Source organism: Balneolaceae bacterium (assembly GCA_034521495.1).
Classification (GTDB): Bacteria; Bacteroidota; Rhodothermia; order Balneolales; family Balneolaceae; genus Rhodohalobacter.
The window spans coordinates 74,654-95,606 of sequence record JAXHMK010000012.1 but is presented as its reverse complement, the minus strand read 5'-3'; the positions used below and the strand labels follow the sequence as shown (position 1 = coordinate 95,606).

The window sequence follows — 20,953 nt, the reverse complement described above, 5'->3', positions numbered from 1 at the left end:
CCATAACAGAAAGCATTTCCTATGAAGTTGGATTAGATGCAGAGCTTCCACGTGGGCATTCCGAAGGAGGACCTTCGGAATGAGTAAAGTGTTGATATCAAACAAACATTCGATATTATCTGTTTTAAATCTGATCGTTCTACGATTAAATCTTTATGAAAACCTTTAAAGAAACGCTTACTTTGCTGGTATGAATCAGAAAGATGATATACTGCGTATTCTCTCAAAAAACAAGGACACACTTTATTCAAAATATCCAATCAAATCACTTGCAATTTTTGGATCCGTCGCCAGAGAAGAAGAGAATGACGAAAGTGATGTCGATGTATTGGTGGAATTCAATGATAATATTGGAATTAAATTTATCGATCTTGCTGACGAAATCGAATCACTTTTAAATCGGCACGTGGATTTGGTTTCAAAAAAAGCGGTGAAGCCAAAGTATTACGAAACCATCAAGGATGAAATCATTTATGTCTAAGAGAGACGCGTCTTTACTTCTGGAAGATATGATTGAAGCTGCGAATAAGATTGAAAGATATACAGATGGAATGAGTTATGAAGCTTTCATCAATGATGAGAAAACAATCGATGCCGTAGTCAGAAACTTTGAAATTATAGGGGAAGCGGCTAATCGTTTAGGGACGGATTTTCATGAGGATCATGATGAAATTGAATGGCAGAGAATTCGTGGATTTCGTAATCGAATTGTTCATCATTATTTCGGAATCGATTATGAAATCGTTTGGTCTATTATCAAAAGCGACCTCGACAAACTGAAAAGACAGTTACAAAGTGTATTGGACAGGCAATAACAATTCTTTAGCGCAAGTACGAGAAATGGCACAAGCTGGGAAGCTTGTGCCATCCAATTTAATGAGTATATGCGTTTACTCGTACCTAAGGTCTCCTTTGGTACGCTTAACCCGAAGCTCCGCTTCTATTCATCAATCACAACAGAAAGTATTCCCTATTGAAGTTGGACCAGAAGCAGAGCTTCCACGTGGGCGTTCCGAAGGAGGACCTTCGGAACGAGTACTTAACGGGAGACATGGTATGTCTTCTCACTAATTCATCATTCACTGCTGTATCTAATTTCAACCCTAAACATCGATTAAAGCTAATATCAGACATACCATGTCTTACTAACAAATCAAACCATCCTCTTTAACAATCTCCCTAAAAACTTATTTCCATATATCTTGTTGATATGATTCATATCTGCAATCACAACTAACTCACTGCGGCTTCTTGAGAAAGCTACATTCAGTAATCTCGGTACACTCAAACCATTCTTCTCTTCATCAAATGGGCGGACGGAATAGTGGCGCGTTCGGCCTCGTTGCTCTTCGCCACTCATCACTGTATCAAAAATAATGTAATCTTTCTCCCTCCCCTGGAAGGTGTGAATGGTCCCAACCTCCACATTTCGTACTCCCGCATCATAGAGGCGATTTCTTAAATCATACACAGCACTTCGAAAGGGTACAATTACGCCAACCTGCTCCATAAAAATTCCCCGTCCCTCCATATTTGTAACGAGTCGTTCAATCACGCTTTGATGAACCAGATTCACGGGCTTAAACCCTCGGTCACTGGATTTCTGCTCCAAAACAGGTTTATACTTTGAGGTATCCACAAGATGAAAGGCCCGGTCTGAAAGTGTGTTTAATGACGTTTCTTTCAGTTTACCAGTTTTCAGCCGGCCCTCATAAAAAACCGTACTGATAATATCTGCCAGCGAGGATTCCAGCCGATATTGTGTATCAAAAAACGAGGTAAATTCAGGATTCTCATCATGCCAGGAAAACAGGTCTTCACTGCTGTCGGCGCCGGAGACTGTTGTGAATATATCCTGCTCCAAAAATTCACGAGAGTCTCGGTCTGATGTCAACGCTATGGGCGGAAGCTGCATAGGATCCCCTACAACCACCATATGCCATTTGGCGTGAGAAGCCAGAACCATCAGGTAAGGCAGATTGGCCATCGATCCTTCATCGACCACAACCGCATCAAACTCCAGATCGTGGAACAGGTCCGATGTACAAACCTTCGCCAACGTCGTAGCCACTAACTGCTTTTTCCACAACTCCTTTCGCTCGCTGACCTGCGTCAGCTCCTCAATCTTGTCTTCAAGCTCTTCGATTCCACCCGCATCTTCCAGCTTCTGCTCGATCAGCTTCAGTTCCAGTTCCTGGTTTGATGTCGGCTGCTTGCCATTTTTAAATCGTTTCTCAACCGCTTTCAACGCCGATTCCCGCCGGCTTAACAGATCGACCCATTCACCCGCTTCCTCTTTTCGATTTTGAATGGCTTTTTCGATCTGAACGGAAAACTGGTAAGAATCGAGTGTATCGTGATCCAGAACAGCATCTCCAAAACGGGTGATTTTTTGTGGGTTGATATCCAGATCAATTTCATCCAATGCATGGAGAGCACTCAAAAGGCCCACATCCACAGCGCGGTTGGTATTCGATGCGAACAACACCTTTTTCCCCTGAGCCAGGTAGTTGGCAATAATATATCCGAGTGTATCTGTTTTACCGGTTCCGGGCGGCCCCCAAATAAAGAGCGAGCGGCACTTCATCGCTTTTTGAATGGCATCAGATTGTGCTTCATTCCTTCTGCCATCCTGGATTACCTCACCATTGGATGGGATGATCTCATCCACCGGATTAAACAATCTCTCCAGCCGCTTTGCAGCTTCCTCTTTCCTGTCTAAAAGATTTTCTATTTCCGACAGGGTTCGCTTGAGAACAAAATCGTTTTCCCACTCCAGGTTCACTTTATCAATGGATGAACCTACCTTTTCCGGAAATCTCAGCACAACGGTTTTCTCCTCATATGAAACCGGATGAACCATCCAAACCTCTTCTCCAAGTTCAGCTTTAATCTCCTCTGCAAACCGGATGGAGGGTTGATGACATTCAAAACTATAATCAGCATAATCTCCAACACCGCTGTTTACAAGTTCGCCGTTGAATAAAATCTCTGTTGATGGTTTTTCGCGAACCGTCTCAATCTCCGATTCAAGAGCAGACTTCGCTTGACGGATCAGTTTCTCGATGTTCATTTTTTAAGTGAAAAGGCAAAGGTGAAAAGTGAAAAGTGTTATTTCAACTGGAAAGGTACTCAGCTTGTTGGGCAAATGAAATTGTTTGTTGTCGGTTGGGGTGCAGTACGCCGGACAGCTTGTCCGGCACGACAGGTTTTAATTTTGGAGAAAAATGGAAGATTGAATTATTGATAGATATTCAGGCATAATGTTTCGCAAACACCCACAAGTTTGATAATCAGTAACGGGCAAGCTGCCCGTTGTACAGTACCCTACTGATCCCACAACTCAGATCGAATCATCTCTGCGCTTTTTTCTGAAATGATATACTCAAGTTTAATTCGGCTTTTCTCGGGAACCTTGGCTTCAACTAATCTTGCACTGGCGGGAGTGTATACAATAAGATCTGTATTTCGAACAAAAAGCGGCAGCGATTTTCCATACGTGGCACCGGCTACAAACGCCCCTTCAAACTTAATAAGCGTTTTCAGCTCATCAATAATTTTGGGGATGCTGTCTTCTTCAGATGTAACGAGTCCAATCGCTTCAATACCCGACCTGTCAATAATCGATAGAAGAACATCCGCATCATAATGAAATACAACCGGGAGGAGACGAATGGCATCACTCAAATTTCGAAATTCATTCACCAGGTAGATCGGTACAAACAGGGCATCATACCGAACCAGGTCATCATAATCGGAAGCTTTGATAACCGAACTTTTTACGCCTATCTGATTTTTGATCGAATCAGATAGCAACTTTGCAAGCTCAATAGTTTCTCCAACTGTAGCGATACTTTGAATACGATCCGGCCACTCCATAAAACTGATCTGTTCTTCAAAAATGGCCTCTACTTCTGATTCATCTAACCCGTAGCCGATCAGCTCTTCCAACAACATCTGAAATTTTTCAGCGGCCAGCTCCAGGCGTTCCGATTTATCGAGCGTGGTACTTTGCTGTTTTACCAAAAATCCCCTGCCCTGTTCGCTCTCAATCAATCCTTCATCTGCCAGTTGCTGGTAGGCTTTTCGTACGGTATGAAAACTGGCTCCCAACTGTTTTCCCAATTCACGGGTTGATGGCAGCATCTCCCCCACCTGGAACTGCTTGGTGGTGATCATTAACCGGATGCGGTCTGCTATGTGTTTTGCGGAATGTTGCACGTTTCAGAATTCAGGATTTATTGTACAACGGGCAGCCCCGAATTGGGTCGGGACAGGCTTTGCCCGTTACCTTAATTGAAATTAAATCAATCAATCTGACAGCACCAACCGGATCTGTCAGCGTTGGGTCTTAGCGTTGGTCTGAAGAAATCCGTTGGTAAACTTTGAAACGACGCTGACAGGAGCTTCGCACGCTGTCACGTCGCTAAAAAGGTACAAGGTCTTTGATAAAACTTCAGGGCCGGTCAAGCTGATTGCGGAGTGTTGCAAAGGGGTGTGTTTAAGGTTCCAGGTCTAAAATTGTAAAACGGTCAACCTGACCATTACTGAAAGGTAGTCTTTAGGTTAATAATCGTAAATAAAGATTCGGGGCCGGTCAAGCTGACCGGCGTACATCATTCAATGCCTTCATCCATTAATTTTTAAAACCTTCCCGCCTTTTATTTTTCCTTGTTTGATCTCCATCAACGCTTCATTTGCTTTCTCTAATGGAAAAAGCTGAACATCGGGTCGGATTCCGGCTTCGGCGGCGATTTCCAGCATCATCTCTACATCTTTTCGGGTGACATTGGCAACCGATTTAATCTCCTTTTCCATCCACAGGTGAGTGGAATAGTCGATTTTTTGAAGGTAGTCAATATCAGAATCCTGTTTTCGAATGGCATTGATCACAAGACGTCCGCCGGGAGCAAGATTTCTTAATGCTTCCACATCGGGCTTCCATGCAGGAGTCGTGTCAATAATTGCATGTAGAGGTTCGGGAGCTGTTGCCTCTGTATCACCCGTCCAAACGGCTCCGAGTTCAAGGGCAAAATCACGTTCATCCGGATTCCTCGCAAACACGTATACATCGGTATTTGGATAAAGATATTTAACCATACGAAGGACCAGGTGTCCCGATGCTCCAAACCCTGTGAGGCCGAGACGTTTCCCGTCAGATATATTCGTCAGCGAAAGGGAGCGGTACCCAATGGCTCCGGCACAAAGCAGCGGAGCGGTCTCTTCATCTTTCAATTCATCAGGAATCGGATAGGCAAATTCGGCGGGAACGGTCATATATTCTGCATATCCGCCATTTTTATCGCGGCCAGTTGCTGTGAACTCCTTGCATAAATTTTCTTCACCTTCTTTGCAGTGATAGCATTCTCCACAGGCAGAGTAAATCCACGCTACTCCTGCACGGTCTCCCTTATCAAACTGATCAACGTTACCTCCAAGTTCTTCAACAACCCCCACTACCTGGTGACCCGGAACAACGGGATAGGACTCTGGCGGGGTTCTTCCTTCAATTTCATCCAGTTCTGTATGGCATACTCCACAGACAGAAACTTTAATCAGCAGTTCTCCCTCAGCCGGTTCCGGTTTTTTTATATCGGTAAGCTCTAATGGAGAATGATTCCGGTTTAAGTCTTCAACACTATGTAAAAGCATTGCTTTCATACAACCGGAATCATTTTTAATTCTTATTAACAGCTAAGATAATTACAGCTGAAGATTTTTCATATACTCGGCATCAGCCTGTGCGGCATCCATTGGTGTGGTGCCGGTATAGGCTTCTTGTTCCACTATAAAGTGTTCCATTCCGTTTTCTTGTGCTACCTGCACAATAGATGGGTAATCGATAGTACCTGTACCTAATACTACAGATTCTGCATCTTCACCACCGGAAGAATCCTTTACATGACCGCTTGTAAATCTGTTAGGATAGCGTCGAATCCAATCCAGAATATCTTCTCCGGCTTCAACAACCCAGTACATGTCCATCTGAAACTCAACCAAATCCGGATCTGTATTTTCCATCATTACAACCTGTGGAATCTCTCCATCCAACTCTTCAAAAGAGTATGCATGGTTATGGTATGCAAATGTAATACCGGCATCATTTGCTATTTGGCCCAGCTCATTAAACTGTTCTGCAAGTTGATAGAAATCATCAATAGATTCCTGCGGTCCAACATAGGGATTGATAATATAGGGCACTCCGATTTCAGCAAGCTGATCAACTTTCTGTTGGTAATTCTCAGACACGTTGGCATGAGTTGAAATCATGCTCAATCCAAGATCATCAAGAAATTGTTTGAATTCTGTGTGGCTCATCCCCCAGAAAATTCCCATAGATCCTTCATAACTTTCAATTTGTTTATATCCAAACTCTGCAAGGCTCGATATCACCCCTCTTGGGTCATCACCTATAATATCCCTGAGAGTATAAAGCTGTATACCAAAAGTATTTGTTACTTCCTCCACCTCATCAGATGATGCGCAGGATTGCAAAAACGATAAACTGGTTAAAGCTGCACCGCCGGCAAGAAGTCCGGATTTTTTGAGAAAAGAACGACGTGAATGGTCCATATATATAATGTTTGGTTAACTTATTTTTTTTTGAATCGATCAGATTTCCGAATAATGTTTACCCCAAGAAATATTAACTGACCTGTTATAGTAGAATACAGAAGAATACGTTTACCTTCAATATATAAGTTTGAGGAATTACTCCATTTTTATGATGTAAACTTGTTGCAAATGCTTGTTCTTTTGTCTTGATACAAAAGAACGAAAATATCAAGGCTGTGAATAGTTGGCGGCGGACACGAGTTCACCGTGGAATCCTTTCAATGGTCCATCACTCTTTCAGCCCTTAAAATTAGCTTCTCACCGGTATGAAAGGATTCTTCTCACGGTTCAATCGGTGTCCTTTTTTCCGCCAACTATTCAAGGCCAATTACTCTTCCATGATTACCATTTCCATTTAAAAAAGTTATAAAACCCTGATTATATTTATCTTAAATATTTTAATTTGTAAATATTGGGGTAATTTCTGACAAGTTTGGAAGGTCGTAAAAATAGATTAAAGCTATCTTCAGAGTATTACTTTACAATTTTCTTTAGCTCACTCAACAAAAGAAGAGCTTCAATAGGCGTCATTCGTTCAGGATCACTTGCTTCAATCTTATCCATTACAGTTTCTATCCTGGGATCCACATGCGTATCGAAAAGAGTCATTTGGGGAATCTGCTCCTGGTTCTCTACCTGCTTTGTAGTTTTTTGAGCGGCTTCTTTTTTAGCTGCTGTTTTTTTGATGGCACCGTTTCCTTCATGACTCACATCCAGCGAATGACTCTCCAGGTTTGATAAAATCTCCTTCGCACGCTCGATTACAACCTGGGGTAATCCCGCCATATTTGCCACCTGGATACCATAGCTATGGTCCGTTCCGCCCCGGACCAGCTTCCGCATGAAAATTACTTTTCCGTCGTGCTCCTTCACTTTAATATTGAAATTCTTAATTCTTTCGTAGCGACTTTCCAACTCATTCAATTCATGATAGTGTGTCGCAAAGAGTGTTTTAGCAGCTACTTCCGGTTTATTGTGAAGGTATTCTGATAGCGCCCATGCAATACTCAATCCATCAAACGTGCTTGTTCCCCGTCCCACTTCATCCAAAAGAATAAGAGATTTTGGAGTGGCATTATTGAGTATATTGGCCGCTTCGTTCATCTCAACCAAAAATGTACTCTCCCCGGCAGCCAGATTATCAGACGCTCCAACCCGTGTAAAGATTTTATCCACCAGCCCGATCGTTGCTTTCTCGGCGGGAACAAAACACCCCAGTTGAGCCATCAACACGAGCAGCCCGGTTTGCCGCAGTATGATACTCTTCCCGGCCATATTCGGACCGGTGATCATCAAAATCTGGTACTCCGAATTGTCCAGGTAAATATCATTTGGAATGAAAGGCTCACCTGCCGGCAGCGTTTTTTCCACAACCGGGTGGCGCCCTTTTTTTACATCCACAACGTCTCCGTCATTCACTTCCGGGCGTACATAATTATTTCTGAAGGAGACCTCAGCAAAACACTGCAGGCAGTCGAGCTCTGCCAAAGCCCCGGCAATCTGCTGGATCTCATCCGCAAATTCAGCAACATACAATCGAAGTTCCTCAAAAAGTTCACCTTCCAGCGTTTTGCTTTTCTCTTCGGCCGAGAGAACTTTCTCCTCCACGTCCTTCAACTCCGGGGTAATATATCGCTCGGAATTGACCAGCGTCTGTTTCCGGATGAAGTGCTCCGGTACTTTATCTTTGTGAGTATTTGTAACCTCAATGTAGTACCCAAACACCTTGTTGTAACCAATCTTCAGGGATGATATCCCGGTTTCCTTCGCCAGATCATCCTTAATTTTTGCGATATACTCTTTCCCGTTTCGGGCTATATCACGCAGTTCATCCAGGTCATCATCAAATCCATCGGCAAAAATTCCACCATCGCGAATACTGGCCGGCGGATCTTCTACAATTGCCTTTTCAATTCTCTCCTGGACATCTACCATCAGTTTGAGTCGGTCATTAACAGAATTCAGGAGTGCATTATCTGATTGGGTAATCTGTGTTTTTACCCGGGGAATCTGAGCGAGTGATAGTTGAAGCTGCTTCAAATCACGGGCATTGGTTCTGCCCACACTGATGCGGCTGATCAACCTTTCAAGATCCCCGATCTGTCCAAGTTCATCCCGCAGTTCATGCCTTCGGTCGTGATGCTGATAGAGCCAATCAACCGCTTCTAAACGTTTTTGAATCTGTTTAACTTTTTTAAGGGGGCGCATAATCCATTTTCTCAGGAGGCGTCCGCCCATCGCCGTCACTGTATCATCCAAAATAGAAACCAGTGTTCCGTCGGTTCCCCCTTCCTGCATGGTGGTGGTTAGCTCCAGGTTGCGCTTTGTGGAAGAGTCCAGCGCCATGTAGTCGGTATTTTCGTAAGCATACAAACGGCGCAGATGAGCCAGCGACGATTTCTGAGTCTCCTGCATATAATGAAGAAGCGAGCCAGCTGCATAGTGGGCAATTTCCAGCTCTTCTACACCAAATCCTTTCAGCGAGTGTGTGTTAAAATGATCGGTCAGCAAGTTATAGCCGTAATCACCCTGGTACACCCAATCTTCTATATAGGTGATGTTATACTGAGCCACTTCCTCCGGTAAATTATTCTTGTATTTTTTCTGAAGCAGAATTTCTGATGGCTGGATAGATTGCAGCAACGAATCCAGCTCGCCTTTTGAAACCTGGCTGAGGGCAAATTCACCGGTTGAAATATCTGAGAACGCAATTCCCGCGGTTCCTCCCGCCCAGTGGATGGAAGCGATGTAATTATTTCGCTTATGGTCGAGTAGTTTTTCGGAAAGCGTGACTCCCGGCGTGGTAATTTCGGTTACTTCCCGCTGTACAACTTTTCGTCCCGCTTTTTTGGCAGAATCCGGATCCTCCGTCTGCTCGCAAATGGCCACGCGGTAGCCACGCTTCACCAGTTTAGGTAGATAGGTATCCAACGAATGGTAGGGGAATCCGGCCAGCGGCGTTTGATCTCCCCCATTATTTCGTTTTGTGAGAGTAATTCCAAGCTCTTTGCTGATCAGTTCGGCGTCATCAGAAAAGGTTTCATAAAAATCTCCCACCCGAAAAAGCAAAATAGTCCCGGGATGTTTCTCCTTTATATCGAAATATTGCCGCATCAGCGGCGTCTGTTTTTTCTTGCTTTTCTTACTCATTTAAGAAATGTAGACTAAAATTCACCGGATATTTGAAGGTATACAATCTTGTACACTTTATACTAACTTCTGCACAACATTGTCAAATTCTGAGCCGGTTTTTTAAAGGATTAATCCTTGTCATTTTCGGTAACAAACCGGTACAGATAGGGCGACCGGTGAGCTTTGCCGGTTTTCTTTTTCCCGAGACGTTTCAGGTGGCCGGAATCCATCATCTTTCGGTGAAATCCTGTTCTGTGCAGTCTTTTTCCTAAAATAGTTTCATGGAGTTTTTGCAGGTCTTTCATCGTAAATGTATCCACCAACAGATTGGCTCCTAACAGTCTATCATCCACATGGTTTTTCAGGTAGAGGAGTGCCTGATCTATAATTTTTTGATGATCCTGAATTAACGGCGGGATAGAATCCAGATCAAACCAGGTACACTTACTTGACATGATACCGGGTGAGGGATTTACTGCTTTATAATCAACCAGAGCCACATAGCCTACAGATACAAATCTGTGCAGAAGCCAATGATTTTCATCAAATGCAATTCCATTATTTTTCATAATGATCTTCATCGCTTCTGTATCATTCCGGTCGTGCTTGCCAAATGTGTGAAACTGGTTCAGGTAGATATTTTTCAGGCCAGTTCTTTCATATAGAACTTTTGAAGCTGCATTATCAAGATCTTCTTCTTTCTCTATAAATCCACCGGGCAGAGCATACAGGTCGGTATTTTCATACTCCATGATCAGGATTTTTAACTCCCTTTCATGATATCCCACAATCACACAATCAATGGCTAATCCGGGTAAATATTTATCCCAGTTTTCCTCTGTATGTCCTTCTTTATCTTGCCCCATAATTTTGTAACCTAATTTTCTTCTGCGCCAAATTCGCTCAGATTTTTGCGATATCAGTAGAAATAAATTACTATTGTTACATAGTAAAACTATAATACTTAACTCTTTCAACAGAGTTTAACTAATTTCACTTACTGATCAAATCTACAGAACAGAGAAATATGATGAAATCGAAATCCCAATTAATGATCGTACTTACAGCTATTCTTGCCTTATTCTTAATTGAATCTGTATACGCACAGCGTCACAGTGAAACACTCAACACACAATTAGATATCTCCAATGGAACCATTGAGGGTGTTGAAGAAGATGGAATCACCGTATTCAGAGGCATTCCCTTTGCTGAACCTCCAACTGGCAACAGAAGATGGACAGCTCCTGTTGACAAAGAACCCTGGGATGGAGTTTTAGAAACAAAAGTGTTTGGACCCGCCTGTATGCAACTGCCCGTTTTTGGTGATATGAATTTCCGTTCTGACGGTAATAGCGAAGACTGCCTCTACCTGAATGTCTGGACACCCGCCAAAACCGGTAATGAGAAACTGCCGGTACTTCTCTACTATTACGGCGGTGGATTTATGGCCGGGGATGGTTCCGAACCCCGATATGATGGTGCAAATATGGCACGCGATCATAAAATGGTTGCCATCACTACCAACTACCGCCTGGGGGTATTTGGATTCTTTGCCCATCCTGAACTCACACAAGAATCCTCCCATAACTCTTCAGGAAATTACGGTTTACTCGATCAGGTGAAAGCCCTGGAATGGGTCGTTGAAAATATTGAGAAGTTTGGCGGTGATCCTGATAATATTACCATTGCCGGAGAATCTGCCGGATCTATCTCTGTGAGTGCACTCATGGCTTCTCCTCTTTCAAGAGATATGATTGCCGGAGCGATTGGTGAAAGTGGTTCCATTCTTGGAGCTCTTCCCCCGGTAGAGCTGGAGGTTGGGGAGCAGAATGGCGAGAAATTTGCAGGGATTATTGGAGCTGAATCACTACAAGAGTTGAGGGAAATTCCATCAGACAGCCTTTTGAACCTTACAGGCCAGCAGGGTCTCCCGCGATTCGCTCCCACAATTGACGGTTACTATTTTCCAAAACCGCCCCTGGAAATTTTTGAAGCCGGTGAACACGCTGATGTACCGTTGTTTGTAGGTTGGAACTCCCAGGAAATGAATTTTCGGGCATTTTTGGGACAACATGAGCCAACCATCGAAAATTATAAAAAAGTAGTGGCCAGCGAATATGAAAGTCACGCCAGCCGTATCCTTGAACTTTATCCTGCAGGAAATCTTGAAGAGATGCTGCAATCTGCAACAGATTTGGCGGGAGACCGGTTTATTGCTTTTAGCACCTGGAAGTGGGCCGATCTTCATCAAAAAAATAGTACCAGTCCGGTTTACCAATACTATTATACCCAGCCCCGCCCAAAAATGAGGCCGAAATATGCCAACTCAACTCCCGGGTTTGCCGGCGGTGTCCAGGAGAATGATGAATCGGCCGAAGATGAAATGCAGCAGGCACAGCTTCCGGAACCGAATGGTGCCGTTCACTCGGCGGAAATTGAATATTTGATGGGTAACCTGTCCTCCAACCGTGTGTACGACTGGACAGAAACGGATTATAAAGTATCGGCTATTTTTCAAAATTATGCTGCCAACTTTATTCACTCCAAATCACCCAATGGCTACGGTGTGCCCTTTTGGCCGGCAGCCGATCAAACCGGTGGCTCGGTGATGAGTATTGGCAGTGATACATTTATAATGGAAGATCCGTTTGGAGAGCGTTACGAGTTCCTGGATCAACTGATGATTGAAAATTAAATGTAAGTAATCAGACTTCTTTGTATGAAGGCCATTTAAAAACATGAGTTCAATTGTTAAATTCGAATAAATGAGTTCCCTGCATTTCCTTGAAAAAGAGCGGGACTTTCAATGACTACATTCGATATTTTATGAATCGAACTCAGGTTAAAAGAAATATTCACGGACTCCTTTTTGGCTTTAAACGACGTTCAGCTTATTTTCGAATTTGTGATGAATAAATTCGATAAAAAAAAGTTTAAGCGGTTTTGGAAATTGGTGGCAGAACTCAGCCTGAAGAAAGATGTTTTCTTCAACGCATCTGCTATTACATTTAACCTGTTTACTTGTGCCATTCCATTTACGCTCATCATCATCTCCATTCTGGGATACGTACTTTCTATCGATGCAGCATTTAATGAGGTGGTTCGATACGGCCGGGAACTTCTTCCCCAATTTAGTTTCGAAACACAGAGCGGTGATGTTTTTGAAGGTGCCGTTACCATTGAAGCTTTGATTCAGCCCCTTGTGGGAGCCCGGCAAATATTCGGAATCGTTGGAATTATAATTCTTACGATATTTGCACAGGGGCTATTCCACACTCTCAAACATGTTCTGTTTGATGTATTTGATACCAAAGACCGGAAGAGCCCGGCTATGGAGATCATCTACAATTTTTTCGCTTTTGGGGTCGTTGGCGGGGTTTTTATTTTTTTTACGATGGCTGCATCGTTACTCTCACTTTTCTCGTTTGATCAGTATGTGGTGCCATACACAGAAATTGTTATTGAGTTTGCATGGGTATCAGACTGGCTGACAGGCTTCCTTCCAATCTTCTTTACGTTTGCCCTCTTTTATGTGATATACCGTTTCATCAGTGAGCGGCGCATGAATACAAAAGTAGCCCTGGTTGCAGCTATTCTCTATACATTTTTATTTGAAATTGCAAAATATGGCGTTTCTGTTTACCTGGAATATGCATTTACGGCATATCGATTTTATTACCAAGGCTACGCTGCATTGTTGATCATCGGTTTATGGGCATTTTATACAGCAGCTCTCTTTGTCTTTACCGCTATCCTTGCCAGGTCATACCAGGAAGTTTATCTGGAAAGAGCGCCTTCTATTGAAAAAAATCCCTATACAGCAATCTCGTGATCATTGATCAGTCAAAAATTATCCCCAAATCCTTTTATAAAAATCCTGATGTAGTGGATGTGAGCCGAAAATTGCTGGGAAAGGTGATCTGCAGTCATATCAATTCAACCTTTACAGCCGGAGTCATCACAGAAACCGAGGCGTACTGCGGCCGGAATGATAAAGCATGCCATGCAAATAATGGATTACGAACCGCCCGAACAGAGGTAATGTATGGGGAACCGGGGCGCGCTTATATCTATCTCTGTTATGGCATTCACCATCTCTTAAATGTTGTAACCAACAAAGAAGGACTGGCCGATGCCGTTTTGATTCGCGCCGTTAAACCTCTTGAAGGAGTTGAAGAGATGACGGAACGGCGTGAAATCAAAAATCAAAAAAACCTGACCGACGGTCCCGGTAAATTAACCCAGGCGTTGGGAGTAACAACAGATCTCAATACCACAAACCTGTCTGAACCTCCCCTTTGGATTGAAGATCGCGGGATCACATTTAAAGATGAAGAGATCAATACTTCCTCACGAATCGGGGTTGACTATGCCGGGAAGGATGCCTTAAAACCCTGGCGGTTCTACGTTGACTGAGTATAGAACGTTAAAAAATAGAAGATTCAACTTTCCCTCAGGATTTATACAAGCTTCCATTAGAATCACCTCTTAGATTAGTTTAAAATATTTGATCAACAATGGAACGGAATGATTATTAAACACATTTGTTTCAATGTTAAACAAATTAACCATAAACCATAATTCAAAATATTAATCATGAAAGTAGTACAGAAAACAGTTATTACTCTTTTTACACTCTTATTCTTCGTTGCAGGGCAAGCTTTTGCTACTGACGGTAACGCAGTAGTAATGGACGAATGGAGCATTGATGAGGCTCACAGCAACATCAATTTTACCATTACCCACTTCTTCACACCGGTTGACGGGAGTTTTGAAGATTACAGTTCCGAAATCTTTTTCGACCCGAATGACCTGGCTAACAGCAGCATTGATGTAACTATCCCCGTTTCGAGCATCAATACAGATAACGAACGGCGGGACAATCACCTGAAATCAGAAGATTTCTTTAATGCTGAAGAATGGCCAAATATCCATTTTGTAAGTAATGAAATTGAGCAAACAGGTGACAATCAATTTGTGGCTCACGGCGAACTTACAATACGAGACGTTACCCGCGAATTTGAATTACCCTTTGAACTTCTCGGCGTGATGGACCACCCTATGCAGGATGGACAAAAAGTAGCCGGTATCACAGCTAACGCACAATTGAACAGAACCGATTATGGTGTTGGCGTTGGTGACTGGGCCGCAACAGCCGTAGTTGGCGATGAAGTGGACATTCAGCTAAACCTTGAGCTGACTGCCCCTAAAGAAGAGACAGCTTCAAACTAATTTATTTAAGGTAGATTTAAGCCACATTTCCGTATGAGGGAATGTGGCTTTTTTATTTGTATAAATTTGGTTTTCGAACTCACACTTTTGCAAATCTTCTGTTATATTTCAGTAATTAATATGAATGACGATACGTGAGTCAATGAATAAGAAATCGATACTTATTATAACGGGTTTCATACTCCTGGCAGCGCTGACCCGTTTGCTACCGCATGCCTATAACTTTACACCTCTTGGTGCCATTGCCCTTTTTGGAGCGGCTTATTTTACTGATAAAAAATGGGCGTTATTAATCCCTCTTGTAGCTTTTTGGGGTAGTGATCTGCTTCTGAATAATATCACATATGCAGCCTACTACGATGGATTTACATGGTTTACCAGTGGCATGCTTTACAGTTATGGAAGTATTGCTATGATCGTTATCCTGGGTTACTACCTTCTTAAAAAGATAACTGTTGGAAGAGTTTTAGGAGGTGCACTCGGAGCTTCCGTGATCTTTTTTATCATCAGTAATTTAGGTGTTTGGATCAGCGGAACTATATATCCTTTGACACTTGAAGGACTTATCGCATGTTATACAGCAGCTATTCCATTTTTCCACTATACAATTGCTGGTAACGTTATTTATTCAGCTGTTCTTTTTGGAGCATATGAGTGGATTAAAGTCAACAATCCTTCACTCCAAACAGTGGGAGCAGAAGTCTAAAAAGTCTTCTGTTCGCCTAATGTTGCCGAGAGTTCAATAATCTCTGGCTTGATCTGATTCTCGGAATTCAGTTCTTTTTCGATCTGTCTGAAAGCTCTCTTTCCCAGTTCATACGTTGGCTGCTCAATACAGATGAATGGATTCACCAGGTGCTTGTTAAACTCGCTTCCGCCGAAGGCTAAAATGGTTACATCCTTGGGGTTTATATCGTGATCGTTCATACATTCCAACGCTCCAAGGCCCACCGGATAGGTTACGGCAAACAGCGCCTCCGGCTTACCATATTGTTTTAATAATTTTTTGAACGAACGATATCCGTCTTTTTCACTATATCCTCCCTCCACAATTGCATTTTCATCAGGCTTTATTGAAGCTTCTTTTAATGCATCCATATACCCCAGTTTTCTCCCCCGTCCAATTTCCACACTCTGATATCCTGCCAAGTGAGCAATATCTGTGAATCCATTTTCTATGAGATGCATCACCCCTTCTTTGGAACTTAATCGGTCATTCACTTTAACATAGGTAAACCCGGCATCCGCAAATCCGCGATCAAAAAACACCAGGTCAATTCCCATTTCGCGTACAATATTAAATCGTTCGGAATCTCTTGTCTGTTCAGTAATGGAAACCAACAAACCATCAACTCGCATATTTAACATCGATTCGAGATGTTTTCTTTCGAGCATTTTATCTTCAAGAGAGATACCCAAAACCACTTCATAATCACTGCTATTGGCCGATTTATAAATACCTTCAATAACAGGTGCAAAAAAATAGTGAGCCATTTTCGGGATAATCACACCAATCGTTTGTGATTTTTGAGAGGTGAGTGATCGTGCCACAAGATTGGGCCTGTATCCCATTTCACCCGCAACTTTTTTTACTTTTTTACGGGTGCTCTCCGAAATATCCGGGTGATCGCGAAGTGCTTTCGATACACTCACTTTTGTGAGATCCAGCTTCTCCGCAATATCAATCAAGCGTACATTTTTTTTCATATGATCACTCTATAAAATGTGATCAAATTAACTACAGCTCACGAATCTTTATGCTTCGGAACGATACCCTGTTTCCGTGATCCTGGAGAAGAATATGCCCCGATACAGCCTCCCCGAAATCTTCATACACATTATATTTACTCTTTTGAACAAGATTTCGATAGATCTGTGAACCGCGTTCGTACTCAACAACTTTCACATTATTCAGCCAATGCTCTACATGATTTCCTTTGGCTACAATTCGGGCTTTGTTCCACTCTCCGTTGCCCTTAAACCGTATATCATCCCTGTTATCTTCAGACAGATTCGTTGCTGTTATCATATCATAAAGTGAGGCTACCGTCCGGTTTCCGGCTACTCCCTGATCGGCATCCGGGTGATTTTCGTTATCCAAAATCTGGAATTCCGGGCCGATTTCAGATCCGCTTCCGGGATTCAACCCTTCAATCACAAAATATTTAATCCCGCTGTTGGCTCCTTCCGTAATTTTGAACTCCAACTCAAAGATAAAATCGCTGAACTCCTGTTCGGTCACAATATCCCCAAACGGTGATTCGGTCCCATCGGATTCTATCACTGACAGCTCGCCGCCTTCAATGACCCATCCCCTGTCCGGGAATGTATCTGCGTTAGCACCTCTCCAGCCATTTGTGGTTTTGCCGTCCCAAAGCAACCGCCAGCCATGTCTTTTTTCTGATTCTGTTAATTGATTTGGCACCCAGTTAATCACTTCTGCATCAGGATCATCTTTCATTCGATGGGCACTCAGGTTATCCGTCAGAATTTTAACATCTTTCCATTGAACAGTTGCCCCTTCTTGTTCCTGGTCATGTATGCTGTGAACCTGCAGAGCAATAAATCCTTCGGATGTCATATTATCATTAAGATTCGAGCACTGAACGCCGTTTACCCATGTCTTAATCTCGTTTCCAACAGCCTCAATCCGGTATGAATTCCACATCCCATTTCGAAAAGCATCGTTACAGGCTTCGTTTTTTGTGATCGGATAGAGCCAGCCGCGCCGTGCTTCATCATAAATCCCACCGCTCCAGGCCCGCTGAGACGGATCGATCTCTACCTGGTAACCGTGAACACGGCCATTCATATAATCATCCCTGCTTTCACTGCGGATTTGAACACCAGAATTCAGACGAGGATCAACCTTCACATCAAACTCCAGGATAAAATCACTGTAGGTTTGATCGGTGGCCAGAAACGTATTCGGCGTATTCAACCTCGCAATTCCGGTGATCACATCATTTTCAATTTCGTACTCAGCATCTCCATTCAGTTTGGTCCAGCCGTCAAAGTTTTCACCTTCAAACATCGGCTGCCAATTCTGAGAAAGTGACTGGTTTGGAAGCATCACGATTCCAATAAATATTGCTAAAAGTGCTATGGTAGTTTTCTTCATGATATTTACTAAGTAAAATAATTAGGTTTTTTTGAGAAGTCTCCTCTCGAGAGGAGATTTAGAGGTGTGTTAAATTCAATACAAAAATCCTGTTAAAAAAGTGGTTTCGATATCAACATCGAACTCAACACACCCCTGATCCAATCGCTGAACGCGATTAGATCTGTCCCCTCTCAAGAGGGGAAGTTTCTATATGCTTGGCTCCCAGCCGGGTTCATATTCTCGTCCCCAGTATTGCATGGCGTTATCATTATCGAGAATTCGTCCGTTGGATGGATCCACTTCCAGGTCACTTCCGGATCGGTATGCCGTGTTTGCCAAATGGCATAACTGTGTACTCTTCACTGCTTCATCCACCGGAGAAACCGGATCAGCCTGCCCGCGAATGGCATCAAAAAAATTAGCTATGTGGGTAGTGGACATATCCCCGCCGCCGCCGAGCGCCGTTCCGGATTCACTTCCGCCTGAGGACACAGCCCGAACCAGGTCCCCGCTTCTGTCATACAGTTTATACAGTGAACGATCCACCCAAACGGTACCTTCAGTTCCATAAATCACAGTTCCGCGGCCACCGTCATACGTATTAAATCCATTGCGGCTTTTTCCGTCCCAGTTTATCACCAGGTCATTCGGGAAGTAATAGGTGGCATACATGGTATCGTACATCTCCCAGCCATCATCCGGGTAATGGTTTTTAAATGCTTCAGCAGTAACTTTCTCCGGATAACCGGTCTGAAGAGCCCACCGGGCAACATCCAGTTCGTGCAGGGCATTGTTGCCGCTTTCTGCCGTACCATAATCCCAGCCGTACCAGTGCCAGTTATAATTCCACGTATTGTGAGTGTAGGGTCGCCTTGGTGCCGGTCCCTGGAACAGATCCCAGTTCAGATCTTCTGGCGGAGCCTGCCGGGTTTGATTCGGGACCTCTCCGCGCTGATTACTATAAAACGCTACTGCTTTATAAGGACGGCCAATCACACCATTATGAATATCATTAATAATTTTTTTGGTATGCGATGAAGACCGCTGTTGATTCCCCATCTGGAGAACCCTGTTATATCTTTGCTGAAATTCTATCAAATATTCATTCTCAGCTGAGTTGTGGGTCAAAGGTTTCTCAACGTAAACATGTTTGCCGGCTTCCATCGCCATCCAGGCGGCAGGTGCATGCCAGTGATCCGGAGTGGCAATAAAAACGGCATCAACTGCATCGTCATCCAAAGCTACTCTAATATCTTCAATTCCATCCGGAGTATAATCCAGACGCCCATGTAAATCAGAAAATACTCTATCCCGCTGGCTCTTTTTCACATCACAAACATAGGAGAGATGAGTGTTTTTATTCTCACCTATACTGTTATAATAAGCGGGAACACGCCGGCCGCACCCCATAAAAACTACATTGATCCGATCGTTTGCTCCAAGTACACGACCATAACTCTTTGCTGACAGCCCCATCGCAAGACCTCCGGCGGCTATTGCTGATGTTTTAATAAAATCACGTCTGTTGAGAGAAGTCATATTTTTTCATTTATATTATAGATTACTTAACCGGTTAAGGACTTCAATCTAATGAACCGAAACGGAACGGTCAAGAAGCAAAATTAAAACCTGAATTTTTTCTTAAAAACATTTACAAATTATAATGCATTTTGAACAGACATGGCGCTGGTTTGGCCCATACGACACCACCACACTCGAAGATATAAAACAGACAGGCACCACAGGAATTGTAAGTGCTCTTCATCAAATACCGATCGGATCAGTTTGGCCGGTGGATGAAATCAATGCTCACAAAAATAAAATTGAAGATGCCGGATTCAGATGGTCGGTCGTGGAGAGTGTTCCCATTCATGAAGATGTAAAACGACAGCAAGGTGATTTCCAAAAATGGATCGAGAATTATAAAGAGTCGATCCGAAATTTAAGTGAATGTGGAATCGATACCATCTGCTACAATTTTATGCCGGTTCTGGACTGGACGCGGACAGACCTGCAACATCCGATGGATGATGGATCAACCGGCCTCAGGTTCGATGAAACTGCATTTGCTGCGTTCGATCTGTTTATCCTGAAAAGAAAAGGAGCAAAGAATGAATATAACGATGACACCCTAAAGGCGGCCAAAGAGTATGCTGAAAATCTTGACGATGAGGAAATTGAAAAACTGACCGAAACCATTCTTGCAGGCCTTCCCGGCTCCGAAGAGGGATATTCCTATGAAGAGTTTCGGAAGATGTTAAAGACCTATGACGGAATATCAGCCGAAGATCTGCAATCCAACCTGATCTATTTTTTGAAGGAGATCATTCCGGTTGCGGAAGAGGTTGGAGTTCGAATGGCCATTCATCCCGACGATCCGCCCTTTCCGCTTTTTGGGCTCCCGCGGGTTGTAAGCACTGAAGAACATGCGAAAGCAATCATTCAATCTGTGGATTCACCTTACAATGGACTGACATTTTGTACAGGTTCCTATGGTGCCAGACAAGATAATGATCTGCCAAAAATGGCCGAATCTCTTGGACATCGAATTAATTTTATTCATTTCAGAAGTGTAAAACATGAATCCGGACGATCCTTTCATGAGGCCAATCATCTTGAGGGTGATGGAAATTTAGTTCAGGTTATGAAAGCATTAATCCTGGAACAACACCGGCGAAAAGAGGAAGGACGTACAGACCTCAACATCCCGATGCGACCCGACCACGGCCATCAAATGCTTGATGATTTGAAGAAAGAAACCTTTCCAGGTTATTCATGCATTGGACGGATGAGAGGTTTGGCTGAGTTGCGTGGTGTTGAGATGGGGATTCGAGCGGGAATAGAAAAATGAAGTTATCTGGATGATTCAAT

The 20,953-nt window shown here is 43.2% G+C and carries 17 protein-coding genes; 8 read left to right on the top strand and 9 right to left on the bottom strand.

The annotated features are described in order from the left end of the window. Positions 1 to 190: 190 nt before the first annotated feature. Positions 191 to 481: a nucleotidyltransferase family protein gene (locus U5K72_13580; GenBank protein ID MDZ7719842.1), complete on the top strand. Its 291-nt coding sequence runs from the start codon at positions 191 to 193 to the stop codon at positions 479 to 481. Beyond that, entirely contained in the window at positions 474 to 815 is a 342-nt protein-coding gene (locus tag U5K72_13575) for a DUF86 domain-containing protein (GenBank protein MDZ7719841.1), read from the top strand. The genes U5K72_13580 and U5K72_13575 overlap by 8 nt, the downstream gene beginning before the upstream one ends. Before the next feature lie 338 nt (positions 816 to 1,153). Here the strand turns inward: U5K72_13575 and U5K72_13570 are convergent, their stop codons facing one another. The 6 genes from U5K72_13570 to U5K72_13545 all read right to left on the bottom strand — a co-directional run bounded on the left by U5K72_13570 (position 1,154) and on the right by U5K72_13545 (position 10,613). Next, positions 1,154 to 3,073: a DEAD/DEAH box helicase gene (locus U5K72_13570; protein MDZ7719840.1), complete on the bottom strand. Its 1,920-nt coding sequence runs from the start codon at positions 3,071 to 3,073 to the stop codon at positions 1,154 to 1,156. A 254-nt stretch (positions 3,074 to 3,327) separates the two neighbouring features. Next, positions 3,328 to 4,221 (bottom strand): GntR family transcriptional regulator, encoded by an 894-nt coding sequence (locus U5K72_13565; protein MDZ7719839.1) that lies wholly within the window; start codon positions 4,219 to 4,221, stop codon positions 3,328 to 3,330. Between the two features lie 408 nt (positions 4,222 to 4,629). Next, positions 4,630 to 5,661: a zinc-dependent alcohol dehydrogenase family protein gene (locus U5K72_13560; GenBank protein ID MDZ7719838.1), complete on the bottom strand. Its 1,032-nt coding sequence runs from the start codon at positions 5,659 to 5,661 to the stop codon at positions 4,630 to 4,632. 42 nt (positions 5,662 to 5,703) lie between these two features. Continuing rightward, complete coding sequence (locus tag U5K72_13555; GenBank protein MDZ7719837.1) at positions 5,704 to 6,573, bottom strand: TIM barrel protein; 870 nt, start codon at positions 6,571 to 6,573, stop codon at positions 5,704 to 5,706. 516 nt (positions 6,574 to 7,089) lie between these two features. After that, complete coding sequence (gene mutS, locus U5K72_13550; protein MDZ7719836.1) at positions 7,090 to 9,765, bottom strand: DNA mismatch repair protein MutS; 2,676 nt, start codon at positions 9,763 to 9,765, stop codon at positions 7,090 to 7,092. A gap of 110 nt (positions 9,766 to 9,875) precedes the next feature. Continuing rightward, the gene (locus tag U5K72_13545; GenBank protein ID MDZ7719835.1) at positions 9,876 to 10,613 is read right to left on the bottom strand and encodes an NUDIX domain-containing protein; all 738 of its coding nucleotides are present in this window, start codon (positions 10,611 to 10,613) and stop codon (positions 9,876 to 9,878) included. Positions 10,614 to 10,774: 161 nt separating this feature from the next. Between U5K72_13545 and U5K72_13540 the strand changes: the two genes are divergently transcribed. The 5 genes from U5K72_13540 (at position 10,775) to U5K72_13520 (ending at position 15,685) form a co-directional block, all read left to right on the top strand. After that, positions 10,775 to 12,442 (top strand): carboxylesterase family protein, encoded by a 1,668-nt coding sequence (locus tag U5K72_13540; protein MDZ7719834.1) that lies wholly within the window; start codon positions 10,775 to 10,777, stop codon positions 12,440 to 12,442. 174 nt (positions 12,443 to 12,616) lie between these two features. Next, the gene (locus U5K72_13535; protein ID MDZ7719833.1) at positions 12,617 to 13,579 is read left to right on the top strand and encodes a YihY/virulence factor BrkB family protein; all 963 of its coding nucleotides are present in this window, start codon (positions 12,617 to 12,619) and stop codon (positions 13,577 to 13,579) included. After that, entirely contained in the window at positions 13,576 to 14,163 is a 588-nt protein-coding gene (locus U5K72_13530) for a DNA-3-methyladenine glycosylase (protein MDZ7719832.1), read from the top strand. The genes U5K72_13535 and U5K72_13530 overlap by 4 nt, the downstream gene beginning before the upstream one ends. A 180-nt stretch (positions 14,164 to 14,343) precedes the next feature. After that, the gene (locus U5K72_13525) at positions 14,344 to 14,979 is read left to right on the top strand and encodes a YceI family protein (protein MDZ7719831.1); all 636 of its coding nucleotides are present in this window, start codon (positions 14,344 to 14,346) and stop codon (positions 14,977 to 14,979) included. 142 nt (positions 14,980 to 15,121) lie between these two features. Next, the gene (locus tag U5K72_13520; GenBank protein ID MDZ7719830.1) at positions 15,122 to 15,685 is read left to right on the top strand and encodes a DUF6580 family putative transport protein; all 564 of its coding nucleotides are present in this window, start codon (positions 15,122 to 15,124) and stop codon (positions 15,683 to 15,685) included. Here U5K72_13520 and U5K72_13515 read toward each other — a convergent pair. The 3 genes from U5K72_13515 to U5K72_13505 all read right to left on the bottom strand — a co-directional run bounded on the left by U5K72_13515 (position 15,682) and on the right by U5K72_13505 (position 19,621). Next, positions 15,682 to 16,686, bottom strand: coding sequence for a LacI family DNA-binding transcriptional regulator (locus tag U5K72_13515; GenBank protein MDZ7719829.1), 1,005 nt, complete (start codon positions 16,684 to 16,686; stop codon positions 15,682 to 15,684). The genes U5K72_13520 and U5K72_13515 overlap by 4 nt on opposite strands. Before the next feature lie 31 nt (positions 16,687 to 16,717). Further along, positions 16,718 to 18,100, bottom strand: a complete 1,383-nt coding sequence (locus U5K72_13510; protein ID MDZ7719828.1) for a DUF1080 domain-containing protein — start codon at positions 18,098 to 18,100, stop codon at positions 16,718 to 16,720. Positions 18,101 to 18,289: 189 nt separating this feature from the next. Further along, positions 18,290 to 19,621 carry a Gfo/Idh/MocA family oxidoreductase gene (locus U5K72_13505; protein MDZ7719827.1) on the bottom strand — a complete coding sequence of 444 codons (1,332 nt, stop codon included), beginning with the start codon at positions 19,619 to 19,621 and terminating at the stop codon, positions 18,290 to 18,292. Positions 19,622 to 19,745: 124 nt separating this feature from the next. On the opposite strand from U5K72_13505, the gene uxuA reads away from it, so the two are divergent. Further along, complete coding sequence (uxuA, locus tag U5K72_13500) at positions 19,746 to 20,933, top strand: mannonate dehydratase (protein MDZ7719826.1); 1,188 nt, start codon at positions 19,746 to 19,748, stop codon at positions 20,931 to 20,933. The last annotated feature ends 20 nt before the right edge of the window (positions 20,934 to 20,953 follow it).